Here is a 23,060-nt window from a genome sequence, read left to right as displayed (position 1 = left end):
CACGGCGCAGCCGGAGCACAGCGGAGGAATCCCGTGATGCCGTCGCCCCTCGCCAAGCGGTCCGCCCACACGTTCCTGTCCGTGCTGCTCGCCGTGCTGGCCGTCGTCGGCCTCGCCGTCCACCGGGCCGCCGCGGCGGCGCCGTCCGGGTCGCCGGTGCCCGACTGGGAGCGGATCGCCGAGTGCGAGAGCAACGGCCGCTGGCACGTCAACACCGGCAACGGCTACCACGGCGGCCTGCAGATCGACCCCGCCACCTGGCGCGCCTACGGCGGCAAGCGCTACGCCCCGCGGGCCGACCTGGCCACCCGCTCCGAGCAGATCGCCGTCGGCCGGCGCATCGTCCGCGACCGCGGCCTCTCCGCCTGGCCGCGCTGCGCCTACACCCAGCAGTCCCCCAGGGCCACCTCCTCGGGCCAGCAGGCCCCGCCGGCCTCCGCCCCGGACCGGGAGACCCCGGGGACCTCCGCGACGGACCAGGAGGCCCCGCAGGCCTCCACCCCGCCGCAGCAGACCCCGCGGACGACGGCCCCGGACCAGCAGGTGCCTGACGACACCGGGCAGGAGGTGCAGCAGACCCCGCCGACCCGGCCCCACGCGTCCGTCCGTGCCGCGGCGTACCACCACCCCAACCGCGCGACCTACGTCGTCCGCACCGGCGACTGCCTCTCCGTCATCGCCGAGCGGAACCACGTCCCCGGCGGCACCCAGGCCCTCTACGAGCTCAACAGGCACAAGCTCCCGCACGGTCCGGACCACATCCACCCGGGCCAGCGGCTGCGCCTTCGGGCGTAGCGGCCCGGGACGACGACCGGGTCCCTCAGGTCGTCGCGCGGGCACCGCGAGCGGGTTGCGGCGGGGTGCCGCGGGGCGTCGCGGACCGCCGCGGATTGCCGGGGAGACGAGGGCCGTCACGGTGAATCCAGTGGTCGGAGAGGGTGAATGCGGGGGACGGGCCGTTGCTCAGGCTTGGTGCAGGCGGGCCCGCCCGGTAGCAAGACCGCGGGTTCATCCACCGCGAAGTGCAGGAGCGCACAGTGAAGAAGAGAACACGCGTCAGCATCGTGATCGCAGGAGCGTGCGGCATGCTCCTGGCCGCCGGCGGGGTCAGCCCCGCCATGGCCTGGGACGGCGGGTACGGGGGGTTCGGAACGGGCGGCAACGTGATCGACAGCGACGTCTGGGCCTCCTTCCACTCCATCATCCGCTGCTCGCCGCGGGCCAGGGTCTGCGTCAACGGACCGGTCAACTCCGGTAATACGAAGAACTCGCAGAACGTCCACATGTCCGGCAACAACAGCGACAGCGGCAGCCCGACCAACAGCAACGGCAACACCAACGTCGACAGCGGCGGCACGACGGGTGCCGAGAACCACACCGGTAACGACATCCAGCACAACGGCCCCGGATCGACCAAGATCTGACGGCCAACTGCGGCGGCCCCGCTTCCCGGTACGTACCGGGAAGCGGGGCCGCTGTGTGAGGTGCGGACGGATCAGGGATGCAGCTTGAGGATCTTCTGGATGGTGTTGCCGCTGCCCTGCGAGGCGCCCGACACCGAGTCGGCGCTGTTGGTCGAGCCGTTGGTGTTCGCGAAGTTGCCGCTGTTGTTCGGGTTGCCGTGGTTGATGAAGTTGCCGCTGTGCAGGCTGTTGCCGCTGTGGACGGGCCCGTTGATGCAGGGCTGCGGCGACGGCGAGTTGACTCTGGGGGACTTGTAGTGGAAATCGGCAAGGCGGTTGTTGCACACCACGCCCGAAATCATGCCGGTGATGGTGCCGACGTCGGCCCCGGCCACCGCCGACAGCAGTGATTCACCCGGAATGGTCACGGCCTGGGCGGCATTGGTGCTGAGCAGCACCAGTCCGCACGCCCCGATGACGGTGCCCGCCTGCGCAAGTCTTCTCACGATGCTCCCTCGCCTGTTCATCGTTCCGATGCCAGACGTATCGTGCTGCGCCCGCCGGTCCGCATCCCCCTTCAACCCGCAGGAGGTAAAACGCTCGTCGGCCAGAATCAGCCGGGTGGCCCAACAACTCGGGCCGGTGTGCCGCCGTTGAGGACGGGCCTTCCCCGGGCCTCGCCCGCGAACGCCCCGCGGCCCGCCCCCGGGATCGGGCCGGCCCGGCCCCGGGGACGGCCCGCCGCCCGCGTCCCGGCTCAGAGCACCAGCCGCTCCGGCATCGGCTGCTTGACCCCGTCCAGCTCCAGCGTGCAGCGCGGCACGGACGGAACCAGGTGCGGTTGCCGCAGCAGGACCCGGAAGGGGTGGACGGGCTCGTCGGGCAGCTCGCCGGTCAGCACGTTCATCCCCGGCGCGTGGTGCTTCCGGTACGCGACCACCTTGCCGTCGACGAGGAGCTCCAGCTCCCCGTCCCGGCCCGGGCCGACGTTCACGGTGATCGAGTGGCCCCCCTGATCAAGGTGGAAGTGATGGCTGTGCCCCATGGCGCACCTCCGGCAGAGCCCGGTACGGACTGCGCGACCGCGCTCGCGGCCGTACGACCAGGGTAGGACGTCCGTCCGGCGACGTCTGTCCGGCGTGGAACGCGGCCCGCGAGCGACAATGGGCGTGGGAGACGGCGATGAACGGTTCGGTGCGGGTCGGACAGGTAGCCGGGGTACCGCTGCGGATGCACTGGAGCGTGCCCCTGCTGGTGGTGATGTTCGCCTACGGGCTCGGCCGGCAGGCCCTGCCCGCCTGGACCCCGGGCCGTCCGGACGCGGTCTACGCGCTCGCCGGGGTCGTCGGTGCCGCGCTGCTCACCGGAAGCCTGCTGCTGCACGAGACGGCCCATGCCGCGACCGCCCGCCGGAAGCAGATCTCCGTCGAGGACGTGACGCTGTGGGCGCTGGGCGGGATGACCCGGATGGGCCGGCCGAAGACCGCCGCGGCGGCCTTCGCGGTCGCCGTCAGCGGCCCGCTCACCAGCCTGCTCATCGGCGGTGCCGCGCTCGGCGCGGGCATCGGGCTGTACCAGCTCACCGGCTGGGCGGAGGTGCCCGCGGTGGTGCTGATGTGGCTCGGCTGGGCCAACCTCTTCCTCGGCGTCTTCAACCTGCTGCCGGCCGTACCGCTCGACGGCGGTCGGGTCGTCCAGGCCGTCCTGTGGTGGCGGACCGGGGACCGCGAGCGGGCCGACCTGGCGGCCTCCCGGAGCGGCCAGGTGCTCGCCGTCCTGCTGGTGGCCGGCGGCTGGATCTCCGTGCTGCGCGGGGCGCCGGGCGGACTGTGGATCGTCTTCGTCGGGCTCTTCGTGATGGTCGTGGCCGGTGCGGAACACCGCCGCGCCGCGCTCCACACCGAGCTGCGGGGCCTGCGGGTCGCCGACGCCATGACGGCCCCGGTGACCAGCGGCGCCGACTGGCTGAGCGTCCAGCGGTTCATCGACGAGGTGGCCGTGCCCGCACACCACTCCGCCCTGCCGCTGCTGGACTTCGAGGGCCGCCCCAGCGGGCTCGTGCAGCTGCGCCGGCTGGCGGCCGTACCGGTGGCCGAACGGGAGACCCTGCGGGTGCGCGAGGTGGCGGTGCCGCTGTCGCAGTGCGCGGTCGCCGCCCCCGACGAGGAGCTGGGCGAGGCGGTCGACCGGATCGGTCTGCGCACCGGCCCGCGCATCCTGGTCGTCGACGGCGGCCACCTCGTCGGGATCGTCACCGCCAAGGACATCACCCGGCTCCTGCGGCGCCGCACGCTGGGCGGCACCGTCGGCCAGGGCTGACCACGGCCGGCCCGCGCCGGCCTCCGACAGACGGGACCCGCCATGCCCTACATCACCGTCACCGCCCTCAGCCATCCCGGGCTGCTGCGCGACCACAACGAGGACAGCCTGGTGGCCGGGCCGTGGACGCTGTGCGGCACGGTGACCGAGAATCCGCAGACGCTGGTGTTCCCGCTGGGCACCCCGCTCGTGGTCGCGGTCGCCGACGGCATCGGCGGCCAGCCGGCCGGCGAGGTGGCCAGTGCGCTGACCGTCCGGCAACTGGCCGCGGTCGGCCCCGGCCTCGGCAGCGAACAGGCGGTCCGGGAGGCCCTGGACGTCTGCAACCGGGCGGTCTACGCGGCCGCCGGCCGGGACCCGGAGCTCGACACCATGGGCACGACGGTGGCCGGCGCGGTGGTACTGCGCGAGTCCCTGGTGGTCTTCAACGTCGGTGACAGCCGGGTGCTGTCCGTGACCGAGGAGGGCCTGCACCGGATGAGCGTGGACGACAGCCCGCCGCTCGCCCCGGGCCACCGCACCACCTCCCTGGTCACCCAGGCGCTCGGCGGCACCCGGACGTACAACGAGATCACCCCGCACGTCACCACCGCCCCGCTCACCCCCCGCAACCGCTACCTCGTGTGCACCGACGGCCTGACCGACCCGGTCCCCGAACCCACCCTCGGCGACCTCCTGCGCGCCCACGACACCGGCCGGGCCGCCTTCGAACTGTGGAAGACCGCCATCGAGGCCGGCGGGCCGGACAACATCACGCTGGCGCTGATCGGCATCGGTGACTGACGGCCCCGGCGACCGCCCGGACCGCCTCCCGGGCCGCCCGCGGAACCGCCTCCGGGGCCGCCGGAAGAGCCGCAGTGGGGCCCGCAGTGGGGCCCGCAGTGGGGGATCCCACACGCCCACCCCGTACGGAACCCGCCCCCGCCCGGTGGCGTCTTCGGCCGTGGTGCAAACGGTGACGGTCCGTGGAGGAACCCGGTGGAGCGCAGGATGTTGGGGCAGCGTTACGAGCTGGTGGAACAGCTCGGGCAGGGCGGGATGGGGACCGTCCACCGGGCCGTCGACCACCGGTTGCGCCGCACCGTCGCGGTCAAGACGCTCTCCGCCGAGCTGGCCCGGCAGCCCGAGTTCCTCAGCCGGTTCCAGCGCGAGGCGCGGGCCGCGGCCGCGCTCAACCACCCCGGCGTGGCCACCGTGCACGACGTCGGCGAGGACACCGCCGACGGGGCCACCGAGCCCTACCTGGTGATGGAGTACGTCGAGGGCCGCACCCTGAGCCGGGTCCTCGACGCGGGCCCGCTGCCCCTGGCGCAGGCCGTCGACCTCACCTGCCAGGTGCTGGACGCGCTCGACCACAGCCACCGGCACGCCATCGTCCACCGCGACATCAAGCCCGCGAACGTGATGCTCACCGGCGCCGGCACCGCGAAGGTCGTCGACTTCGGCATCGCCAAGGCGCTCAGCGAGGTGGCCACCCGGCTGACCGGGACGGGGGTGGCGGTCGGCACGCCCGCCTACCTCGCGCCGGAACAGATCAACGGTGCCGAGACCGATCACCGCACCGACCTCTACGCGGTGGCCTGTCTGCTCCACGAACTGCTGACCGGCCGCCCGCCGTACACCGGGGACTCGCCGTTCTCCGTCATGCACCAGCACCTGGCGGCCGACCCGGTCCCGCCGTCCCGGCTCCGGCCGGAACTGCCGGCCGCCCTCGACGCGGTGATCGTCCGGGCGCTGCACAAGGACCGCGACGGCCGGTACCCCAGCGCCGCCGCGATGCGCGCCGCCCTCACCGCGGCCGCCGCCCCGGCGCCCGAGCCGGTACCGGCTGCCGCACGCAGACCCGCGGTCGTCCCCGCGGCCGCACCCGCCGCCGTCCCGACCCCCACCGCGCTCGACCCGCGGGCGGCGGCCCCGGCCGGGCCGGCCCCGGCGAAGGGCCCGGCCGCCTCGGGTCCGGCCGCCGCACCGGAGCCTCCCGGGGAGCCCGTCCCGGAGCCCGCGGCGCGGCCGCAGCGCCGGCGGCTGCCCGGCCGGGTGGTCTTCCGGCCCACCGCCGAGGGCGCGGTGGCGCTGCTCGGCTGTGTGCTGTCGCTGGTCATCTCCCGTTCGCAGGTGATCGAGGTCGGCCAGTTCTCCCGGGTCGCGCTGCTCGCCGCGGTCGCCGGTGCGGTGCTGCTGCTCTGGTCGGCGCGGCTCGCCTGCGCGGTGGTGTGGGGCCCGGTCGCCGAGGCCGTGGCCGTGTGGTCCGAAATGGCCCGCGGATACCTGGACTGGGACACCCACTACGTCGTCATCGCCCTGCTCCTCGCGGTCGTCGCCGCGCTGTGCCTGGCCGCCGGGTACCGGGACGAACGCTCCGGCGGGTTCGCGCTGGTGGCCTTCTGGTTCACCGCCCTGACCGCCATCTGGTTCTTCCTCGACGACCTGCGCAAGATAGGCGTCTTCTACGTCCTGCTCCTCGCCGTCACGCTCGCCATCGGCACCCAGGTCCTCAAGTCCCGGACGCGGTCGGCCACCTGACCCCGGCCGGACGCGGCGCCGCGTGACGCCCCGCGGCCGGCCGGCGGGCCTCGCCGTCGGGCCGCTCGCCGTCGTCCTCCTCGTCCCGGGTGGGCGAGTGGTCCAGGGCGCCGCCTGAAAGCTGGGCAGGAGCGCAGTGCCGCCGCCCGTGAATTGGTCTATTCCTGTCTTGGTCCAGTCCATTGACGGGCCGTCGCCCACGGGGCTATCCCCTATCTCATGCCAACCACCGTGACATGAACGGGAATTGGCGGCGCGTCCCCCTCCTCACCCCTTGGACGGACATGAGACGTATGCGCTCCTTCCGGGCGGCTCTCGCCGCCGCCGTCACCGCGGTGGCCGCGGCCGGCCTGACCGCGCTGGGCGGCGGCACCGCCCACGCGGCGACCCCCCTTCCGGACCGGGTCTTCGCCCCCTACTTCGAGGCGTGGACCGGCGAGAGCCCCGCCGCGCTGGCCGCCGCGTCGGGCGCGAAGCACCTGACCATGGCCTTCCTCCAGACGGAGGCCAAGGGCTCGTGCACGCCCTACTGGAACGGCGACACCGGGAAGCCGGTCTCCGCGGCCGTGTTCGGCGACGACATCAAGACCCTCCAGGCCCGCGGCGGGGACGCCATCCCCTCGTTCGGCGGCTACGCCGCGGACACCACCGGCACCGAGATCGCCGACAGCTGTACGGACGTGAGCAGGATCGCCGCCGCCTACGAGAAGGTCGTCACCACCTACGACGTGGCCCGGCTCGACATGGACGTCGAGGTCGACTCGCTGGACAACGCCGCCGGCATCGACCGCCGGAACAAGGCCCTCAAGCTGGTCCAGGACTGGGCGGCGGCGAACGGGCGCACCCTGGAGATCTCCTACACCCTGCCGACCACCACCCACGGCCTCGCCGACAGCGGTCTCGCGGTGCTGCGGAACGCAGTGAGCAACGGCACGCGGGTGGACGTCGCCAACCTCATGACATTCGACTACTACGACAACGCCGCCCACGACATGGCGGCGGACACGAAGACCGCCGCCCAGAGCCTGCATGACCAGCTGGCCCGGCTCTACCCGGGCACGCCGGACGCCCGGCTGTGGGGGATGATCGGCGTCACCGAGATGCCCGGCGTCGACGACTTCGGCCCGGCCGAGACCTTCACCCTGGCCCACGCCACCCAGGTCTACGACTGGGCGGTCGCCAAGGGCCTCAACACCCTGTCGTTCTGGGCGCTCCAGCGGGACAACGGCGGTTGCCCCGGCGGCAAGGCCGCGGACAACTGCTCCGGAATCCAGCAGAACACCTGGGACTTCACCCACGTCTTCGCGCCCTTCACGGGCAGTACGGGCACCCCGGCCGACGACTTCTCGGTGACCGCCGCGCCCGCTGCCGGTTCGGTCGCCGCGGGGAAGACGGCCACCACCACCGTGCGGACCGCGGTGACCGCGGGCGCCGCGCAGCCGGTCAGGCTCACGGTCGGCGGCGCCCCCGCGGGCGTCACCGCCTCACTCAGCCCCACCTCGGTGACCGCCGGCGGCTCCTCGACGCTCACCCTCGCCACGACACCGGCGACGGCCTCGGGCACGTACACCCTCACCCTCACCGGCACGGGCACCACCGGCAGCCACACCACGACGTACGTGCTGACCGTCACCGGCGGCAGCGGCCATCAGTGCACCGCCGCGGCCTGGTCCGCCGGCGCGGTGTACACCGGTGGCCAGCAGGTCTCCCACCAGGGCCACACCTGGAAGGCCAAGTGGTGGACCACCGGCGAGGAGCCCGGCACCACCGGTGAGTGGGGCGTGTGGCAGGACCTCGGGGCCTGCTGAACGACGGCTCCGCAGGTCAGAGGCAGACGACGCCGAGCACGCAGAGGTGGGCCGGCGAGGTCGGCTCGGTGGACGGCGAGCTCGGCGTCGTCGACGGCTGCGTTTGCGTCGGGGTTGTCGAGGACGAGCCCGAGTCGGCGCCGGAGCTCGCGGGCTGCTGCGCCGAGGAGCCGCCCGAGTCCGGGGCGGACTGCCCGGAGGAGGCCGGTGCGGCGGCCGCGGGTGCCGTGTCGGTGTGGGCGGCGTGCCTGCCCGGGGCCGGTGCGGCCGCGGTGTGCGGTGCGGTGCCGGGGGACGGGGCGGAGTGCGTCGGGGCGGCGGAGGGCTGCTGCGCGGCCGCCGGGGCGGAGGAGTGGCCGGCGGCGTCGGGCTTGCGGTGGCGGCCCAGGGGCGCACGGTCACCGGGGTGCCGGGAGGCCCGGCCGTCCGGCTCCTCCGAGGCGGTCGGGGTCCCGGGCGCGGAGACGGTCTCCGGGTCCGGTGCCGCGGACGCCTGGGCGTGGGCGGTGGCGGGCCGGTTGTTCTGCAGCAGCGTCGCGGTCACCGTGCCGCCGACCAGCGCGAACGCGGTCGCGGCCACCGCCCGGCGGCGGTACTTCTTCCACCGTGCCAGCTGCCGGCGCCGCGCGGCGCGGCCCTGTCCAGTGCCGGTGGCGGCCGGGACGTCCGTGCCCTCGGAGGCCACGAGGCCCGCCTCGGGGGCGGTCGCGGCAGCCGTCTCGGCCCGCGCCGGCGTCATGGCCTCCTCGTAGAGGGCGGGTGTGGCTTCCGGCGCCTGCCAGGACTCCCACAGTGCGGCCGCCTCGGCACCCGTAGGGGCCTGGCGGTGGGTGGGCGGGGCTATGTCCGGGGCGTAATCACCACAACCCGGGCACACGAGTGCCCCGTTGAGGTTCCGGCGGCACGAGGAGCAGTAGTCCATCTGCGAGCTTTCTGTGCTGTCGCGCCGTCAGGGACGCCGGAGACCGGATCACAATCGCACTCGGGATCGAGCGATCAGCAACGCTAACGGCACCCCCCGGACGCGATACGAAGAGGTTGTGATGCTTCCGTGCAGATCCCCGGGCGGCGGCCCCCGCATGACCGACAAGCCCTGATGAATCCGGTACGGGCAGGCTGGACTTCACGGCGCCGCTGTGCGACGCGGCTCACAGTCGGCCCGCGCGGTACCGGCGCGGGCTCCCCGTCCGGCCTTCCCTACGATGGGGTCCGTGAGCATCCGCGAGCACGCGTCCGCCCCGCAGCCGAGGCTGCGGCTGACGACGCTGCTCGTGCTCACCGTGCTGGCGGGCCTGCTGGGCATGCACGGACTGGCGAACACCGGTGCGCTGCCGACCTCCCCGTCCCCCGCGCACGCCGCCCACCAGATGCGGCCGACGACGGCGATGGCCGCCCCGGCACCGGCCCCGGCGCCCGCCTCCGTCTCCGCTTCCTGCGACCACGGACAGCACGGCTGCTGCCCGGGCCACGACGACGGCGCTGACCGCACCGGCGGAGGCAAGGGGCACGCCCACCACGCCGACCCGACGTGCGCCTCGGGCGCGCTTCCCGCCGCTCCCGCCCTTCCCGCGCTGCCCGCCTCCCTGGCCGGCACCTCCGATCGCACGGTGCTGCTCGCGGATCGGTTGGCGGACGGCACCACCGGGGCCCGCGCCCCGCCCTCCCTCGCCCAGCTCCAGGTCCTGCGGATATAGGACGCGCCCGCCCGGCGCAGCGCCGTACGCCCTCATGGCCGGTCTGCGCCGCGGACGAGCACGCCTTCCATCCACTGATCACAGGAGCTTTGCGTCATGCACGCGACCCGTAATGCCCGAACCGTACTGACCCGTCGCGCCGCGCTGGCGGCGGCCGCCGTGACCGCGGCGGCCCTCACCCTGTCCGCCTGCGGCAGCGACGGCGGCAAGACCGACGACGCGTCCCCGAGCGGCAAGCCGTCCGCGACGGCGGGCGCGTCCGCGGGCAAGCACAACGCCGCCGACGTCACCTTCGCGCAGGAGATGATCCCGCACCACCGCCAGGCCGTGGCCATGGCCGACCTGGCCGCCACCCGGGCCGGTTCGGCGGACGTCAAGGCGCTCGCCGCCACGATCAAGAAGGCCCAGGACCCGGAGATCACGACCATGTCCGGCTGGCTGAAGTCCTGGGGCGAGAAGGTCCCCCAGGACGACGACATGGCCGGGATGCACGGCGGGACGCACGGCATGGAGGGCATGGAAGGCATGGCGGGCACGGACCACGGGGAGGGCAAGACCATGCCCGGCATGATGAGTGCCCAGGAGATGGCGACGATGAAGAACGCCACCGGGAAGGCGTTCGACACCCAGTTCCTGAAGCTGATGGTCAAGCACCACCAGGGCGCGGTCGCGATGGCCGGGACCGAGCGGAAGCAGGGCGCGTACGGCCCGGCCAAGAAGCTCGCCGGTGACATCATCACCGCCCAGAACGCGGAGATCGCCCGGATGCGGAAGCTGCTCGGCTGACGCCCGGTCTCCACGGCAGCCACAGAACGGGGCGGGCAGGGCACCCAGGTGCCCGCCCCGTTCGCTCATGCCTCTGCGCTGGTGCCTCTGTGCTGGTGCCTCTGTGCTTATTCCTCGTAGAAGTTGTTCACCACGACGTCCGGTTCGTCGTCGTCGAAGGCTTCGTTGAGGAGGGCGCCGCCGACCAGCCCGGCCGCGCCGGCGCCGATCAGCGCACCGGTGCCGAACCTCCGGCCGCCGCCCTGCTGGTGGTGGTCCGGCTGCTGCGGATAGCCCTGCTGCACCGGCTGCGGGTAGCCCTGCGGGGCCCCTTGCGCGTACGGATCCGGGTATCCGGCCTGGGGCGCGGTGTAGTACGGCGGCGGCGTGGTCCGGACGCGCTGGGCGCAGCCGGGGCACGCCTGGATCTGGCGCGGCACGCCCCACTGCGGGGACCAGGTGACGGGCGTGCTGCCGGGGCCGTGGCCGGGGTCGAAGAAGCAGGTCATGGGGGAACTCCCGGTGGATGAGGGGGCGGTGGAGGCGTGTGGTGCAGAGGGGGCGACGGCCGGCGGGGTCTGCGGGGCCGGCGGGAACGGCGCGGCGGGTGCGGTCGGTGTGCCTGGTGTGGCGGCCGGTGGCTGGGGCCGGAGGACGTCGACGCCGAAGTCCTGTGCGATCCCGGCCAGCCCGGAGGCATAGCCCTGGCCGACGGCCCGGAACTTCCACTCCGCGCCGTGCCGGTACAGCTCGCCGAAGACCATGGCGGTCTCGCTGGCCGCGTCACCGCGCAGGTCGTAGCGGGCCAGCTCGGTACCGGTGGTCTCGTCGACCACCCGGATGTGGGCGCGCTGGACCTGACCGAAGCTCTGCCCGCGCTGCTCGGCCTCGTAGAGCGAGACCGGGAAGACGATCTTCTCGACCTCGGGCGGGACCGTGGTCAGGTCGATGTGGATCCGTTCGTCGTCGCCGCCGCTGCCGCCGACCGGTTCACTGCCGGAGTGGCGGACCGATCCGTCCGGGCTGCGGAGGTTGTTGAAGAAGACGAAGTGGTCGTCGGAGAGGACCGTGCCGGACCGGTCGCACAGCAGGGCACTGGCGTCCAGGTCGAAGCCGGCTCCGCCACCGGCGCCCACCTGCCAGCCCAGCCCGACGCTCACGGCGGTCAGGCCGGGCGCCTGTTTGCTGAGCGACACATTGCCGCCCTTGGTCAGGGCCACACTCATCTGCTCCTCCACAACTGTCGGGCGTGCAGCATCCGTCGGCTTCAACGCGGCGCGCGTCCCGGGGGTTCCTGAGTTGCGCAATCAGTGAAACGAAGGGCCGTATCGCTACGGTGGCGCGCCGGCGTGTACGGCGGAAAGCGATACGCAACGCTCCCACCCGTATGAGGGGTTTCGTTCCCCGCCTTGCGCTATGGGTGTTTTCCGGACCGGGGCGCGGAGACGTTACCGGGCGAGTGTGCCCTCACCTTCAGGAGGAACCATGCGCTTCCGTACCGCAGTTGCCACCACCGCCCTGACCGCCGCCGCTGTCCTGGGAGGTGCCGGTGTCGCCGCCGCCGACTCCGGAGCAGGGGGCACTGCCCTGAATTCACCAGGTGTCATCTCCGGCAACACCATCCAGATCCCGATCCATCTGCCGATCAACCTGTGCGGCAACAGCATCGACATCATCGGGCTGATCAACCCGGCCTTCGGCAACACCTGTTGAGCGACTGACCGGACACGGCAGGGCCCCGGCCGGAGAACCGGCCGGGGCCCTGCCGTTGTCGGTCAGGCGAAGATCAGCACGAGGGCCAGGAGGACGACGATCACGCCGACGCCGGTGCCCACCACGCAGCCCGGACTGCTCGTCAGGTCGGGGAACCGGCTCCCGAAGGCGGGTGGGTCCGGTGCGGCCGTGGCGGGAGCCGGGGTGGGTGGCTGGGTGGTGGCCGCCGGTGTGGCGGTGGCGGGGGCCAGGCTCTTCTGGTGCACGTCCCGGACGATCTGCTGCCAGAGGTCGGCCGGCAGGTCGGGGGCGACGCCGTTGGCCGGGGCGATGATGCTGTCCCAGAGCCAGTTGCCCGCCGCGGGATGACGGTCCCGGCACATGCGGTGCAGCAGCTCCCGCAGATCGGGCAGGAAGCGTGCGTCCCTGGTCAGCGGGGCGACGGCCCAGAGGTAGAGATCGGCCGCCCGGCGCGCCATGGCCACCCGGGACGCCGACTCCGGGTCCAGCCCGTTGGGCTCGAAGTACAGCCCGTTGTCGAGCACTTCCCGGCACAGGTCGTCCCGCGTCTGCGGCCGGCGCTCCCGCACCCGCCGGGCGTCCCCCAGTTCGTCCAGCAGCATCCCCAGGGGCTCCGGCGGCAGCCCACCGGAACGCAGCACGTCCAGGAGCGCCTCGTCGGGCAGGGCGCGCAGCCGCGCCTTCAGCAGGTCGCGCTGGAGGGCGTTCCTGGGCAGCGGATTGCGCAACTCCTCGCGTACCGACGCCACTTCGAGGGTGCTGGGTGTCTGGGGACTGGTGGACTCTCGGGGGGCCGGGGGCGGCGGCTCGTGGGACGTGGGTGGCTGGTGGGAGATGGGCGGCTTGTGGAGGGTGGGAGGTGCGTGGGGCGCGGCGGGTTGGGCCGCGGCCGGGGGTGGCGTCTCCCGGAGCGGGGGTACCTCCCGGACCGGGGGTACCTCGCGGGTCGGGGGTGCCTGCCGGGCCGGGGGTGTTTCCCGAGCCGGGGGTGACGTTTCCCGGAACGGCAGCGCGGCTTCCCGGTCCCGGGCCGGCAGCGGGGTGTCCCGCTCCCGGACCGGCGGTTCTTCCCGCACCGGTGGCGTCTCCCGTACCGGTGCCGAATCCCGTACCGGCGCCGTCTCCGGTACGGGCGGCGGCAGGTGTGTCGGTGGAGGCAGGTGCGTGGGCGCAGGCAGGTGCGTCGGTGCGGGGCTCTTCGTCGGTGCGGGTGCGGGTGCGGGTCCCGTCGACGGTCCGGGTGCCGGCTGGGGACCCGGCGGCCGGTCGGCGGCGAGGAGGTCCTTGAGCAGGGCCTGGCGTCGCGGCCAGTCCAGCGTCGCGCCGTTCCTCAGCCCGTCGATCAGCTGCGGCAGGCCGGGGCTTCCCGGCGGGTGCGCCAGAAGGTGCTTGACCAGCCGGTTCGCGGCCTTGTGCTCGATCTGCGGCTGGGCCGGCGTGCGGACCTCGACCCGGGCCAGCGGGCCCGGCCCGCCCGCGTCCGGTTCCCAGCGCGGTACGCACATCAGCCGCAGCGGATGGCTGTCGACCGTGTCGTACGTGGCGAACGTCCACTCGCGCCCCAGCCAGGAGCCGAAGAGCAGGAACAGCCCCAGGTAGACCAGTGGCGCGGCGCCCGGGCCCGGCTGGCCGGGTGGTTCCTCCTCTTCCATGAGGAGCGAGATCCGCTGGGCCGGGTCGCGCAGCCACTCCGCGGCGATCAGGATCAGCGGGCGCTGGACCGTCGGCAGCCGACCTTCCATCTCGGGCAGCCACCGGCGGGCCAGCGCGTCGAGTTCCTCGCACTCCACCGGGCGCAGCTGCCCGGTGGCCTGTTCGGCGGACTCGCGGGGGCTCCAGCCGCCGTACGCGAGGCCGAGGCTCTGACGGGTCTTCAACGTGCCCGGCGCGCCGATCAGGACATGGCTGACCGTGCTGGGGCGGCCGCCCCGGTCGGTGGTGGGCCAGCGCTGGACGAGCATCACGTCGCCGTCGCGGGAGACCGTGCGGACGACGCTCGGCCGGGGCGCGGCCGCACCGGAGACCCACAGCAACGGGCCGAGTTCCCGGCCCAGTTCCTCGGCGCGCTCGACCGTGCAGGAGTGGGCGACGGCCTTCATGCCCGTGCCCTGGCGCCCCTGGTTGCCGTCCCACCGGAAGACCACCTGGTCCACCGTGTCCACGGCTCCGCCGCCGCCCGGCCCGCCCGTGAAGCCCGGCCCGCCCGTGAAGCCCGGTCCCCCCGTGTAGCCCGGTCCGCCCGCGTACGCCGGTCCGCCGGTGACGGGCCCACCCGTGAATCCCGGCCCGCCCGTGAAGCCCGGTCCGCCCGTGAAGTCCGGTCCGCCGGTACCGGTGCCGGCGGCCGTAGGCCGGTGCGGTGGTCTCCGCTCCGTGAAGTCGTTCACTCCGCTTCCTCTCCCCCTGATCCGCTGGCTTCCGGCGGCGGCGCCGATGGCCGCGCGGCCGCCCCTCCGACGGCGAACGCCTCGGCGCCGCCCGGCACTTCGATCACCCCGTGCATCGCCAGCAGCGACACCAACGGCGCCAGCACCCGCCGGGGGCCCACCCCGGTCGGATAGCGGCCGTGGTCCTCCTGGCCGCCGGTGGCCGACGCGACGTGCAGGGTGCACCGGCGGATCGCGTCGAACGGGCGCAGCCACGCCTGGCCGGCGTGCCGGCGCAGCAGGCCGTGGACGTCCCGGCTCTCCTCGCGCACCCGCGCGGGGTCGAGGGTGGTGGGCGGTGCCTCGCCCAGCCACCGGTCGACGGGCGGCTGGAACCGCAGCAGGTCGGCCTTGCCCAGCACCATCGCGGCCGCCACGTCCAGATACGGGCCGTTCTTCGGCAGCCGGTCCAGGACCGTGCCGAAGGCGAGATCGCCGTCCCGGTTCACCTCCAGGCCCCAGCGTTCCCTGGCGTGGTCCAGATGCGGCAGGGGGAGCGCCAGCGCCGGGTCGACGACGAAGACCAGGGCGTCGACCCCGAGCAGGAAGCGGAGCGCGGCGTCGGTCCGCACCAGGTCCTCGCCGCCGAGGTCGAAGAAGGCGACCGGCCGCACCTGCCCGCGGGCGTCGGTGATCAGCAGCGACTCCACGAAGCGGGCGAAGCCGTCCAGCCCGATGCCGCCGGTGTGGTCGAGGACCTTGCCGTTGCGCAGCGGCTGCACCCGTTCCCGTACGAACCGGGCGTGCTGCTCGGGGTTGACGGACTGCCACTTCAGACCGAACGGCTCCAGGCCGCCGTCGGTGATCTCGGCGATCATCTGGGTCAGCAGATGGCTCTTGCCGGTGGAGGACTGGCCGACCATCGCGACGGTCAGCGGGCGGCCGTAGGTGAGGTAGGGCACCGGGATGAAGTGCTCGGGGAAGTCCGGGTCCGCCGTGCACTTCTGGACGGCGGACCGCATCACGTCCTGCCGCCGCAGGGCGTTGGTGATCCCCTTGACGTCCAGCTGCTGGTACTGCATCCGGCTGTCGGTGACGTACAGCGCGGTGAGGTCGAGCTGGATGGGCTCCAGGCAGTACGGGCAGAGGACGCTGCCGGTGCCTCGCCCGGCGCTGTTCCCGTCCCGGGCCTCGGCGGCGGGGGCCTGCCGTTTGAGGCGCAGGGCCTGGTCGAACGCCTCCCGGTCCGGGCGGTACTCGTCGTCGGCGGGCCCGGTGAGCGTGAGCTGCCGGGCGGCCCCCGGGGCCAGGAGGTCGAGGAGCCCGGCCGGCGTGGGCCGGTCGGCGGCCCGCGGCGCGAAGGCACCGCGCAGCGTCTCGGCGAGCACCCGGTGCGCGGCGAGGTCGTCCGGTGCCCGGTCCGCCGGGCCGGGCCGGCCGGTCACCAGCTGGTAGAGCACCTGGGCGGCGCTCCACACCGCGTCCCGGGAGTCCACGAACCCCTCTCCCCGGCGCTGTTCGGGCGGGCAGTAGGGGGCCCGGCCCCACCGGGTCCGCGGCCGCCCGATGTGGGCCACCCCCTCCAGCCCCCAGAGCTGCACCGAGGTGCCGTCCCAGAGCACGGTGGCCGGTGAGATGCCGCGCAGCACCAGGCCCTGGCCGTCCAGCAGGCACAGCGCCCGCAGCAGGTCCCGCGCGAAGACCCGCTGATCGCTGGCGGACATCACATGGGTGCGGGCGGCGGCGGTGCCGCGCGGCGCGGCATACAGCAGGAACGGCTCGGTGGTGTCGAGTTCATAGCCGATGATCTGCGGGAAGAGCGCCGCGTGCTCCGGGTCGTCGAGCACCCGGTGCAGCCGCAGCGCGGTGCCCGCCTCGGCGTCCAGCAGGGCCCGGGCCGCCGGGTTCGCCGCGTCGGCCGCGGTCAGCCGTACCTGGACGCACTGCTGGCCCTCGTCGTCGAGCAGGCCGTTGCGGATGCGCTGCGGCAACTGCGGATCGCGGCGGGACTCGCGGCCGAAGCGGACCGGGGCGACCCGGCGCCGCCCCGAGGGGACGGTGAAGGCGAGCGTGGCCCGCCGGGTACCGTCCGGCTGCACCACGTGGGGGTGCGAGGTGCTGGTCACCAGAGGTCGCCGTCCCTTCCTTCGTACGCGTCGACCTGGGGGGACCCGTCGGAGCCGCCGTACCCGCCGGGCCCGTCGAAGTCATGGCGGCCGTCGGTCCCGTCGGGCCCGGGGCTCTCGCGGGGCCGGACGGTGTCGACCACGCCCATCCGCAGCGGGGTGAGCCGGATCAGCCCGGCGTACCGCCCCGACGACGTCCACAGCGCGTCGGCCGGGTGGCCCGTGCCGCCGGCCCGCCAGGCCTTCTCGACCTCGCCGCGCACCGCCTCCGGCGCGAATCTGATCCACACCGCGGCCGCCGGGTCGCGGTTGAGCAGCGTGCCCTGCTCGGGCGAGGACAGCTGCACCACGGCCCGCCGGTCGGCCTCTGTGCCCACCAGTTCGGCCACCCGCTGCGGGTCCGTCCCCAGCAGGTTCGCCGAGGTGGCGCGGACGCGGTGGCCGGCGGCGAACGGCGGTGCGGCCAGCACCCCGTTGGTCCGGAGGTGCCGGCGGGCCGCGGAGAGCAGCTCGCGGACGCGTTCCTCGGTGCGCCGGACGGCGAGCGCCCCGGCCTGGCCACGTTCGACGGCGCCCCAGTACGGCGCCATCGCGACCAGGGCGGCGTCCGTCAGGTCCCCGGCCAGGGTGGCGACCAGCTCCGGCCCGCCCTCACCGCTCTCCCGGTCCAGCCAGCGCGGAGCACCGGCGGTGCGGTCCTCCCAGGGGTCGGCGGGCCCGGCGGGCCGCTGTTCCCCGGCCGGTGCGGCGGGTTCGTCCCAGGAGGGCTCGTCGTCCCACGCGTAGGCGCTGGCCCAGTCGCTGTCCGCGTCGTCGGCCACCGCGAAGGTGCCCGTCTCCAGGGCCGAGGCGCTGGACAGCCAGTCGTCCGCGGCCGGCGGCTCGGTGCCGGACGTGCCGGTGCCGGCCGGCCGTTCGGGCTCGGGGGCCGCCTCGGCGTCCGCGGCGGCCGCGGTCGCCCGCAGCATGCCGGCCACGGACCGGGCCGCGTCGGCGCAGTACAGCCGCTCGTCGGCGGCCCAGTGCTCCCGGACCGCCTCGGCCAGCAGCGCGTCCAGCCCGGCCAGGGCCCGGCGCAGCGCGAGGGTGCCCTGGTCCGCGCCCCAGGTGTCGGCCGCGGTGCGCCACACTCGGCGCGCGGTCTCCACCGCGGCGCCGATGCCCACCAGCGCCGCGGCGGTGCTCAGCCACGGCGGCGGGTCGGTCGCGTACGCCACGGTCACACCGGCCACCGCGCCCACGACCGCCGCGATCCGGGGGCCCACTGCCCACCGGCCCGGCCGCCCCGCGCCCCGCAGCCGGGCCGCGCCGAGCATCGCCAGGCCCTGGAAGACCAGCGGGACGAGCAGCGCCAGGGCCATGAACGGCCACTGCCACAGCGCGCCGAGCAGCCCCGCCGCGCCCGCCGCCACCACCGCGGCCGGGGCAACCGGCAGCGGGTCCGCCGCCGCTCCGGCCCGGGCCGCCGCGTCGGCGATCGGCAGCTCGGCCAGCCGCGGCAGCAGTGCCGAACCCGGCACCGGTTCCACCCGCCCGGCCAGCGCGGTGAACCGCCGGGCCACCGCGCGCAGCGCCAGCCCCTGTCCCAGGAGCTTCCCGGCGAACTCCCGCAGCCCCTCACCGATCCGCTCGCCCACGCCCTCGGCCGAGGGCACCCGCAGACCGAGGGCCGCGAGCCGGGCGGTGGCCTCGGCGGCGGACGGCGAGGCACCCGAACTGCCGCCGCTGTGCAGGGCGCCCGCGACCAGCTCCCGGTAGTCGACGAGCGCCTGGTGCGCCCGGTCGAGCTCGGCCTCGAACGTCCCCCGGTGAACGGGCCGCAGCAGGCCGAGGACGGTCCGCAGGCCCGCCAGTTCCTCCTCCGCGTCGTCCAGTGCTTCGGCACAGGCGCGGTAGGCGTCGTCCGCCACCCCGCCGGTCTCGCGGTGCCGCAGCTCACGCCCGCCGCGGCCGGCCACCAGGCCGCGCAGCGGCTCCGGCAGGTCGACGCCGGACCGGGTGGCCGGCAACTCCGGTGCGTGGTCCAGGTCCTCGCCGGCGAACCGGCTGAGCGCATCGCGCCAGGCCCGGTCCCGTACCTCGGGCGGCAGGTCCTGCTCCAGCAGCCGTACGCCGGGCGCGGCGACCGTGTCGGGCAGCGACCCGAGGTCGTCGAGCACCCGCTGGAAGACGTCCGGCACCGACAGCAGGTCCACCAGGACCGCCAGCGCCGCCGGGTCGTCGGGCGCCGGCTGCTCCAGCGCGGTCCGGGCGGAGCGCAGATCGCCCGCCCACAGCAGCGCGGTGCCGGAACCGCGCAGCACCGCGGGCCGCACCAGCCGCCGGTCGGGCGGCAGCACTTCCTCGTCGCCGGCGTACGCCCCGGGCGCGCTGCCCACCAGCAGCACCAGCATCCGGACCTCGCCCAACGCCCGGTAGGCGGCGAGGAGTTCGTACTGCCGCTGGTGCTCGGTCAGTCCCGCCGGGGTGTCCACCACCAGGAACAGCGGGTGGTCGGGCTCGGGCAGCCCGGCCCGGCCGAGCTGCCGGGCGACCGCGGACCGCACGGCCGCGGCCGTGTCGAGCTGCGCCGCCTGCGTCCGCAGGTCCAGGTGGACGACGGCGGTGGCCTCCTCCGTGGCGGTCACTCCGCATCACCGTCCCAGGGGTTGCGGCGCGCACGGTCCCGGCCGCCGCCGTCGTCGGCGCCGCCGGACGGGCGGTCCTCCCGGGCGTCGTCGTCCCAGGGCGCCCACGGCCGGCCGTCGCCGGCGGAGTGCCCGTTGAGCCGGTCGCGCTCGCGGCCTTCATCCCGGCCCCGCTCCGGCTCCCGGCCCCGCTCCGGCTCCCGGCCCCGGTCCCGGTCCCGGTCGCGGTCCGCGGACGGGCGCCGGTCGCCGGTGCCGTACGAGCCGTCGCCGGACGCGTCGTTGCCGTACCCGTCACGCCCGTAGGAGTCCTCGCCGCGCCCGTAGGAGTCCCCGTCGCGCCCGTACGAGTCCGCGCCGTCCGCGTCGTCGTCCCGGTACGCCCCGCCCGAGGACCGCGGCGCGGTGCCCCAGTCGTCCTCCTCGGTCGACCGGCGCCGGGGCTCGGGGAACTCCTTGCGGGCCCGTGGCTCCGGCGTGCCGCCGCGGACGTGCTCCAGCAGGGTGCGCAGGGTCGGCTGGATGGCGCGCTGGTCGCCGAACTCGGTGTCCAGCGCGGCCGGCAGGGTCTCCGCCCAGAATTCCCACAGCGGCCGGACCCAGCCCTCGACCCGCTCCCCGCCGCGCTCCCGGCGTTCCTCCAGCAGCCTCAGCTGCGCCGGCGCGATCTTCTCGACCAGTTCGACGAAGAGCGGATGGGGATCGCTGCCGCTGCGGGCCAGGCCGTGCGGCTGGGCCCCCATCAACTCGCGGCAGTAGTCCTCGACGATCCGCTCGTCGTCGAGGACGGTCCAGCGCTCGTACGAGCGGAGCAGCTCCGCCCAGCTCGACACCCCGCCGGGGAAGTCGCCCAGCCGCAGCCGGACCCCGGGCACGTTCTCGCCCTTCTCGGGGAACAGCCGCAGCCGCACCCGCTCCGGCGAGGACGTGTCGCCGTCCACCACGTCCACCTGGCCGTTCCACATGCAGCACAGCAGCCGGTGCAGGATGGCGCGGCGGTCGTCCTCGCAGCTCACCATCCAGCTGTCCCGGTAGCCGAGCCGCTGCCGCCACCGCAAAACGTCGTGCGCCTGCTCGCTGTCCTTGGCCCGGGCCCACTGGCGCAGCACCTTGCGGGCCTCCGGCACCTGGGTGAGGCTCATCTCGCTGCGGAACAGCACCACCGTGATCGAGTCGCTCTCCACGCCCCGGTACTCCACCGAGTTCTTGGCGTCGGAGGGCAGCCGCAGCGCCTTGCCGAGGAACTCCTGCACCTCCTCCACGGCCTGGACGCGCGGGTAGGTGACCAGCACCCGCAGCGGGCCGGTGCCCTCCGGGGTGAAGCCCACCGGCAGCAGCCCGGTCAGCTTCCGACCGAACAGCTCCAGCGCCTCCTTGCTGACCTGGTCGGTGGCGTCCGCGTCGCCCGCCGCGGCGGCCAGCAGGGTGCTCATCGGCGGCAGCAGCGGCCGCTCCTCCAGATGCTCGCCGCTCTCCGCGAACAGCCGGGTGATCCGGCCCTCCAGCTGGGCCTTGACGGCCGCCACCGCACCGTCCGGGTTGCGGCGGCTCTGCGCGTGCACCGAGCGCCAGGTGTCCCCGTCGATCATCTTGAGCAGCAGCGCGGCCTCGTCGTCGTGCTCGCGCAGGCCCTCGCGGCGGACCAGCCGGGTGACCAGGTCCTCGTAGAAGTGGTTGAGGGTGCGCTGCGGCGGCAGCAGGTACGAGATGCCGGTGCGGTCCTCGTACAGTTCGAGGCCCTTCTGCGCGGAGAGCTTCCGCTCCTGCTCGGAGTGCTTGCGGAAGGCGTTCACCAGCCGCCCGAGGTCGGTGCCGGCGGCGTCCGCCTGCGGCTGCCAGCGCTGCTGCTGCTCCCGCCACGCCTCGTGCCAGACGATCCGGCTGCGCCACTGGTACCAGGCGTCCTGGGCCTGGAGGGCCGCCTGCACGTCGTCGTCGCCCCAGCGGGCCGGTGACATACCGGCCAGCCGGCCCTTGATCCGCGGCGTCTTGGGCGGCTGGTCGGTGACCCCCGCCGGGCGTGGGGGAGCGACCGCGCGGCTGTTGAGCATGCCCAGGAACCCGACCCGGGCGATCGGTTCGTCACTGTCCGGGACCCCGCGCACGACGCGTTCGGCGAGGAACGGGTCGACGCTCTGCAGGAGTTTGTCGATGGCGGGGCGCGGCACGAACCGGTCGGCCATCGAGGCGGCCTGGCGGTCGGCGACGGACCGCAGGTCGGACAGCAGCCGCTGCATGTCCGCGATCCGCTCGCCCAGCGCGGTCTCGATGGCCCGGCTGCCGCGCGGCAGCGGCTCGGGCTCCGGTACCGGCAACTGCCGCCGCTCCCACAGCTCTTCGAGTCCGGAGTCGGCGAACAGCTGCCGGATCATCGGCACCGCGCCGTCCCGCAGCGTGGCGCGCGGCCGCTCGACGAGGTCGGTGACCGCCTCGCGCAGCAGCCGGCCGGCCACCAGGTCGGCCAGCTGGTCCATCGGCGCGGTCATGGAGGCCACCAGGCTGGTGGAGACGCCCTGCCGGCCGATGCCGGTGGGGGACATCGCGCTGCGGTGCACGCCCCGGTTGATGAAGCTCGCGGCGAAGGTCTGGTAGTCGTCGTCGGCCGCGGTCGTCCGGCCCCGGGACCGGCCGTCGCCCAGTTCGGTGCCGATCAGCGACATCACCAGGGAGACGATGGAGCGCCGCAGGTCGTCCTGGCGGATGCCGGCGGTCGGGCTGAACAGGAAGGCGGTGGGCAGGATGCCGGTCCGCAGCCGGATCGGGGTGGTGCCGGGGTAGCGGATGCCGAGCCCGGAGGAGTCGTGGTCCAGGTCGCCGATCTCCGCGCCCTCGGTCGGCGCGTTCTGCCCGTCCACCAGCCGGAACAGGTCGACCAGCGCGCGGGCCGCGTTGAGCTCGGCCTCCCGCCCGCCGCCGGAGGCCGAGGAGAACGAGGACGGCATCACGACCAGCGGGTAGATCTTCACGCCGTCGAACCGGCGCATCTTGAACGCCTGGTTGATCAGGTGCAGGTAGTCCAGGAAGATCCCGGCCCCGGTGCCGCCGGCCACCGAGAAGGCGACGAACACGTCGCAGCCGTTGACCTTGCCGCCGCCCAGTTCGCTCAGCTCACCGGCCGACTTGGCGATCGCGTCGATCGCCTGGAGCAGCGGCTCCAGTACCGGGGCCAGGCTGTGCCGCAGGGTGGCGAACAGGGCGGCGCGGCCGACGGTGGGCAGCTGGCCGGCGCCGTTGTGGAGCGGGGTGACCTTCGGCTCGTCGATGCGCGGCGGCAGCCAGTCGGCGACCTCGTCGCGCAGGCTCGCCCGGAGCATCTTGGTCACTTCCGGTGAACTGTCGAAGTTCGGCAGCAGGTTGTGGGTGGCCCGCGAGGTACGGGCGTACGCGGCCCGCAGCGACGGGTCCACGTTGAACTGCGGCAGGCGCTGGAGGTCGGTCTCGCTGTAGTCGGCGTAGACGAACTGCAGGCAGTCGGGGAGCTGGTAGGGGGCGTGGCCGCTCAGATGGCTGAGCGCGACGCCGTCCGGACCGCACAGCTCGGCCCGCAGCCGGCGCTCCAGTTCGGCGCCGACCAGGCCACCGGTGCCGCCCAGGCCGACGAAGAGCATCGGCTGGAAGATTTTCATGGGTTCCTCCCGTTGCGGCCGTACCGGCGGCCGATCGTTCGATCTGTGCGGTGCGCGCGGCCCGGCGGC

Annotated in this window: 17 protein-coding genes; 9 read left to right on the top strand and 8 right to left on the bottom strand. The window is 74.4% G+C overall.

Features of this window, described 5'->3' with window-relative positions; genetic code table 11:
• Nucleotides 1-36: 36 nt before the first annotated feature.
• Together IG62_RS0131170 and IG62_RS0131165 are read left to right on the top strand one after the other, a co-directional pair.
• Complete coding sequence (locus IG62_RS0131170; RefSeq protein ID WP_030810903.1) at nt 37-795, top strand: transglycosylase family protein; 759 nt, start codon at nt 37-39, stop codon at nt 793-795.
• A 242-nt stretch (nt 796-1,037) separates the two neighbouring features.
• On the top strand, nt 1,038-1,424 hold the full coding sequence (locus IG62_RS0131165; protein WP_030810894.1) for a hypothetical protein: 387 nt from the start codon (nt 1,038-1,040) through the stop codon (nt 1,422-1,424).
• A 71-nt stretch (nt 1,425-1,495) separates the two neighbouring features.
• On the opposite strand, the gene IG62_RS0131160 is transcribed toward IG62_RS0131165, so the two are convergent.
• Together IG62_RS0131160 and IG62_RS0131155 are read right to left on the bottom strand one after the other, a co-directional pair.
• The gene (locus IG62_RS0131160; RefSeq protein WP_030810891.1) at nt 1,496-1,909 is read right to left on the bottom strand and encodes a hypothetical protein; all 414 of its coding nucleotides are present in this window, start codon (nt 1,907-1,909) and stop codon (nt 1,496-1,498) included.
• Between the two features lie 251 nt (nt 1,910-2,160).
• Nucleotides 2,161-2,448 (bottom strand): hypothetical protein, encoded by a 288-nt coding sequence (locus IG62_RS0131155; RefSeq protein ID WP_030411441.1) that lies wholly within the window; start codon nt 2,446-2,448, stop codon nt 2,161-2,163.
• 137 nt (nt 2,449-2,585) lie between these two features.
• Between IG62_RS0131155 and IG62_RS0131150 the strand changes: the two genes are divergently transcribed.
• The 4 genes from IG62_RS0131150 to IG62_RS0131135 all read left to right on the top strand — a co-directional run bounded on the left by IG62_RS0131150 (nt 2,586) and on the right by IG62_RS0131135 (nt 8,053).
• Nucleotides 2,586-3,722 (top strand): site-2 protease family protein, encoded by a 1,137-nt coding sequence (locus IG62_RS0131150; protein WP_030810888.1) that lies wholly within the window; start codon nt 2,586-2,588, stop codon nt 3,720-3,722.
• A gap of 42 nt (nt 3,723-3,764) precedes the next feature.
• Complete coding sequence (locus IG62_RS0131145) at nt 3,765-4,505, top strand: PP2C family protein-serine/threonine phosphatase (RefSeq protein ID WP_030810885.1); 741 nt, start codon at nt 3,765-3,767, stop codon at nt 4,503-4,505.
• A gap of 207 nt (nt 4,506-4,712) precedes the next feature.
• Nucleotides 4,713-6,245 carry a protein kinase domain-containing protein gene (locus IG62_RS43480; RefSeq protein ID WP_051798829.1) on the top strand — a complete coding sequence of 511 codons (1,533 nt, stop codon included), beginning with the start codon at nt 4,713-4,715 and terminating at the stop codon, nt 6,243-6,245.
• 284 nt (nt 6,246-6,529) lie between these two features.
• Nucleotides 6,530-8,053 (top strand): chitinase, encoded by a 1,524-nt coding sequence (locus tag IG62_RS0131135; RefSeq protein ID WP_030810878.1) that lies wholly within the window; start codon nt 6,530-6,532, stop codon nt 8,051-8,053.
• Between the two features lie 16 nt (nt 8,054-8,069).
• On the opposite strand, the gene IG62_RS43475 is transcribed toward IG62_RS0131135, so the two are convergent.
• Complete coding sequence (locus IG62_RS43475) at nt 8,070-8,975, bottom strand: SCO2400 family protein (RefSeq protein ID WP_158795148.1); 906 nt, start codon at nt 8,973-8,975, stop codon at nt 8,070-8,072.
• A gap of 289 nt (nt 8,976-9,264) precedes the next feature.
• Between IG62_RS43475 and IG62_RS0131125 the strand changes: the two genes are divergently transcribed.
• Complete coding sequence (locus IG62_RS0131125; RefSeq protein WP_234326816.1) at nt 9,265-9,747, top strand: DUF6153 family protein; 483 nt, start codon at nt 9,265-9,267, stop codon at nt 9,745-9,747.
• A 96-nt stretch (nt 9,748-9,843) separates the two neighbouring features.
• Nucleotides 9,844-10,533, top strand: coding sequence for a DUF305 domain-containing protein (locus tag IG62_RS0131120; protein ID WP_030810868.1), 690 nt, complete (start codon nt 9,844-9,846; stop codon nt 10,531-10,533).
• Between the two features lie 107 nt (nt 10,534-10,640).
• On the opposite strand, the gene IG62_RS49960 is transcribed toward IG62_RS0131120, so the two are convergent.
• A complete protein-coding gene (locus tag IG62_RS49960; protein ID WP_030810865.1) occupies nt 10,641-11,738 on the bottom strand; it encodes a TerD family protein in 1,098 nt (365 codons plus the stop codon).
• A 259-nt stretch (nt 11,739-11,997) separates the two neighbouring features.
• Here IG62_RS49960 and IG62_RS0131110 point away from each other — a divergent pair, with 259 nt between their 5' ends.
• The gene (locus IG62_RS0131110; protein WP_030810862.1) at nt 11,998-12,225 is read left to right on the top strand and encodes a chaplin; all 228 of its coding nucleotides are present in this window, start codon (nt 11,998-12,000) and stop codon (nt 12,223-12,225) included.
• Between the two features lie 62 nt (nt 12,226-12,287).
• On the opposite strand, the gene IG62_RS42505 is transcribed toward IG62_RS0131110, so the two are convergent.
• Genes IG62_RS42505 through IG62_RS0131090 form a run of 4 tightly spaced genes read right to left on the bottom strand, consistent with a single transcriptional unit; the run spans nt 12,288 to nt 22,991 of the window.
• Nucleotides 12,288-14,633 carry a hypothetical protein gene (locus tag IG62_RS42505; RefSeq protein ID WP_037839731.1) on the bottom strand — a complete coding sequence of 782 codons (2,346 nt, stop codon included), beginning with the start codon at nt 14,631-14,633 and terminating at the stop codon, nt 12,288-12,290.
• Nucleotides 14,630-16,738 carry a hypothetical protein gene (locus tag IG62_RS0131100; RefSeq protein ID WP_107053085.1) on the bottom strand — a complete coding sequence of 703 codons (2,109 nt, stop codon included), beginning with the start codon at nt 16,736-16,738 and terminating at the stop codon, nt 14,630-14,632. Before IG62_RS0131100 ends, IG62_RS42505 begins: the two co-directional genes overlap by 4 nt.
• On the bottom strand, nt 16,735-19,365 hold the full coding sequence (locus IG62_RS0131095; RefSeq protein ID WP_037839730.1) for a hypothetical protein: 2,631 nt from the start codon (nt 19,363-19,365) through the stop codon (nt 16,735-16,737). Before IG62_RS0131095 ends, IG62_RS0131100 begins: the two co-directional genes overlap by 4 nt.
• Entirely contained in the window at nt 19,362-22,991 is a 3,630-nt protein-coding gene (locus tag IG62_RS0131090; RefSeq protein ID WP_030810849.1) for a tubulin-like doman-containing protein, read from the bottom strand. The genes IG62_RS0131095 and IG62_RS0131090 overlap by 4 nt, the downstream gene beginning before the upstream one ends.
• Nucleotides 22,992-23,060 lie beyond the last annotated feature (69 nt).

Origin of the sequence: Streptomyces sp. NRRL S-337 (genome assembly GCF_000720175.1) — a bacterium.
Taxonomy (GTDB): Bacteria; Actinomycetota; Actinomycetes; order Streptomycetales; family Streptomycetaceae; genus Streptomyces; species Streptomyces siderophoricus.
The sequence above is the reverse complement of the archived record's forward strand: the minus strand, read 5'-3'. Positions and strand labels throughout refer to the sequence as shown.

Excerpts from the sequence above, each read along its gene's own strand:
- IG62_RS0131170 (WP_030810903.1), top strand. The coding sequence starts at position 37 with ATGCCGTCGCCCCTCGCCAAGCGGTCCGCCCACACGTTCCTGTCCGTG.
- IG62_RS0131155 (WP_030411441.1), bottom strand. The coding sequence starts at position 2,448 with ATGGGGCACAGCCATCACTTCCACCTTGATCAGGGGGGCCACTCGATC.
- IG62_RS0131150 (WP_030810888.1), top strand. The coding sequence starts at position 2,586 with ATGAACGGTTCGGTGCGGGTCGGACAGGTAGCCGGGGTACCGCTGCGG.
- IG62_RS0131145 (WP_030810885.1), top strand. The coding sequence starts at position 3,765 with ATGCCCTACATCACCGTCACCGCCCTCAGCCATCCCGGGCTGCTGCGC.
- IG62_RS43480 (WP_051798829.1), top strand. The coding sequence starts at position 4,713 with ATGTTGGGGCAGCGTTACGAGCTGGTGGAACAGCTCGGGCAGGGCGGG.
- IG62_RS0131135 (WP_030810878.1), top strand. The coding sequence starts at position 6,530 with ATGAGACGTATGCGCTCCTTCCGGGCGGCTCTCGCCGCCGCCGTCACC.
- IG62_RS43475 (WP_158795148.1), bottom strand. The coding sequence starts at position 8,975 with ATGGACTACTGCTCCTCGTGCCGCCGGAACCTCAACGGGGCACTCGTG.
- IG62_RS0131120 (WP_030810868.1), top strand. The coding sequence starts at position 9,844 with ATGCACGCGACCCGTAATGCCCGAACCGTACTGACCCGTCGCGCCGCG.
- IG62_RS49960 (WP_030810865.1), bottom strand. The coding sequence starts at position 11,738 with ATGAGTGTGGCCCTGACCAAGGGCGGCAATGTGTCGCTCAGCAAACAG.
- IG62_RS0131110 (WP_030810862.1), top strand. The coding sequence starts at position 11,998 with ATGCGCTTCCGTACCGCAGTTGCCACCACCGCCCTGACCGCCGCCGCT.
- IG62_RS0131090 (WP_030810849.1), bottom strand. The coding sequence starts at position 22,991 with ATGAAAATCTTCCAGCCGATGCTCTTCGTCGGCCTGGGCGGCACCGGT.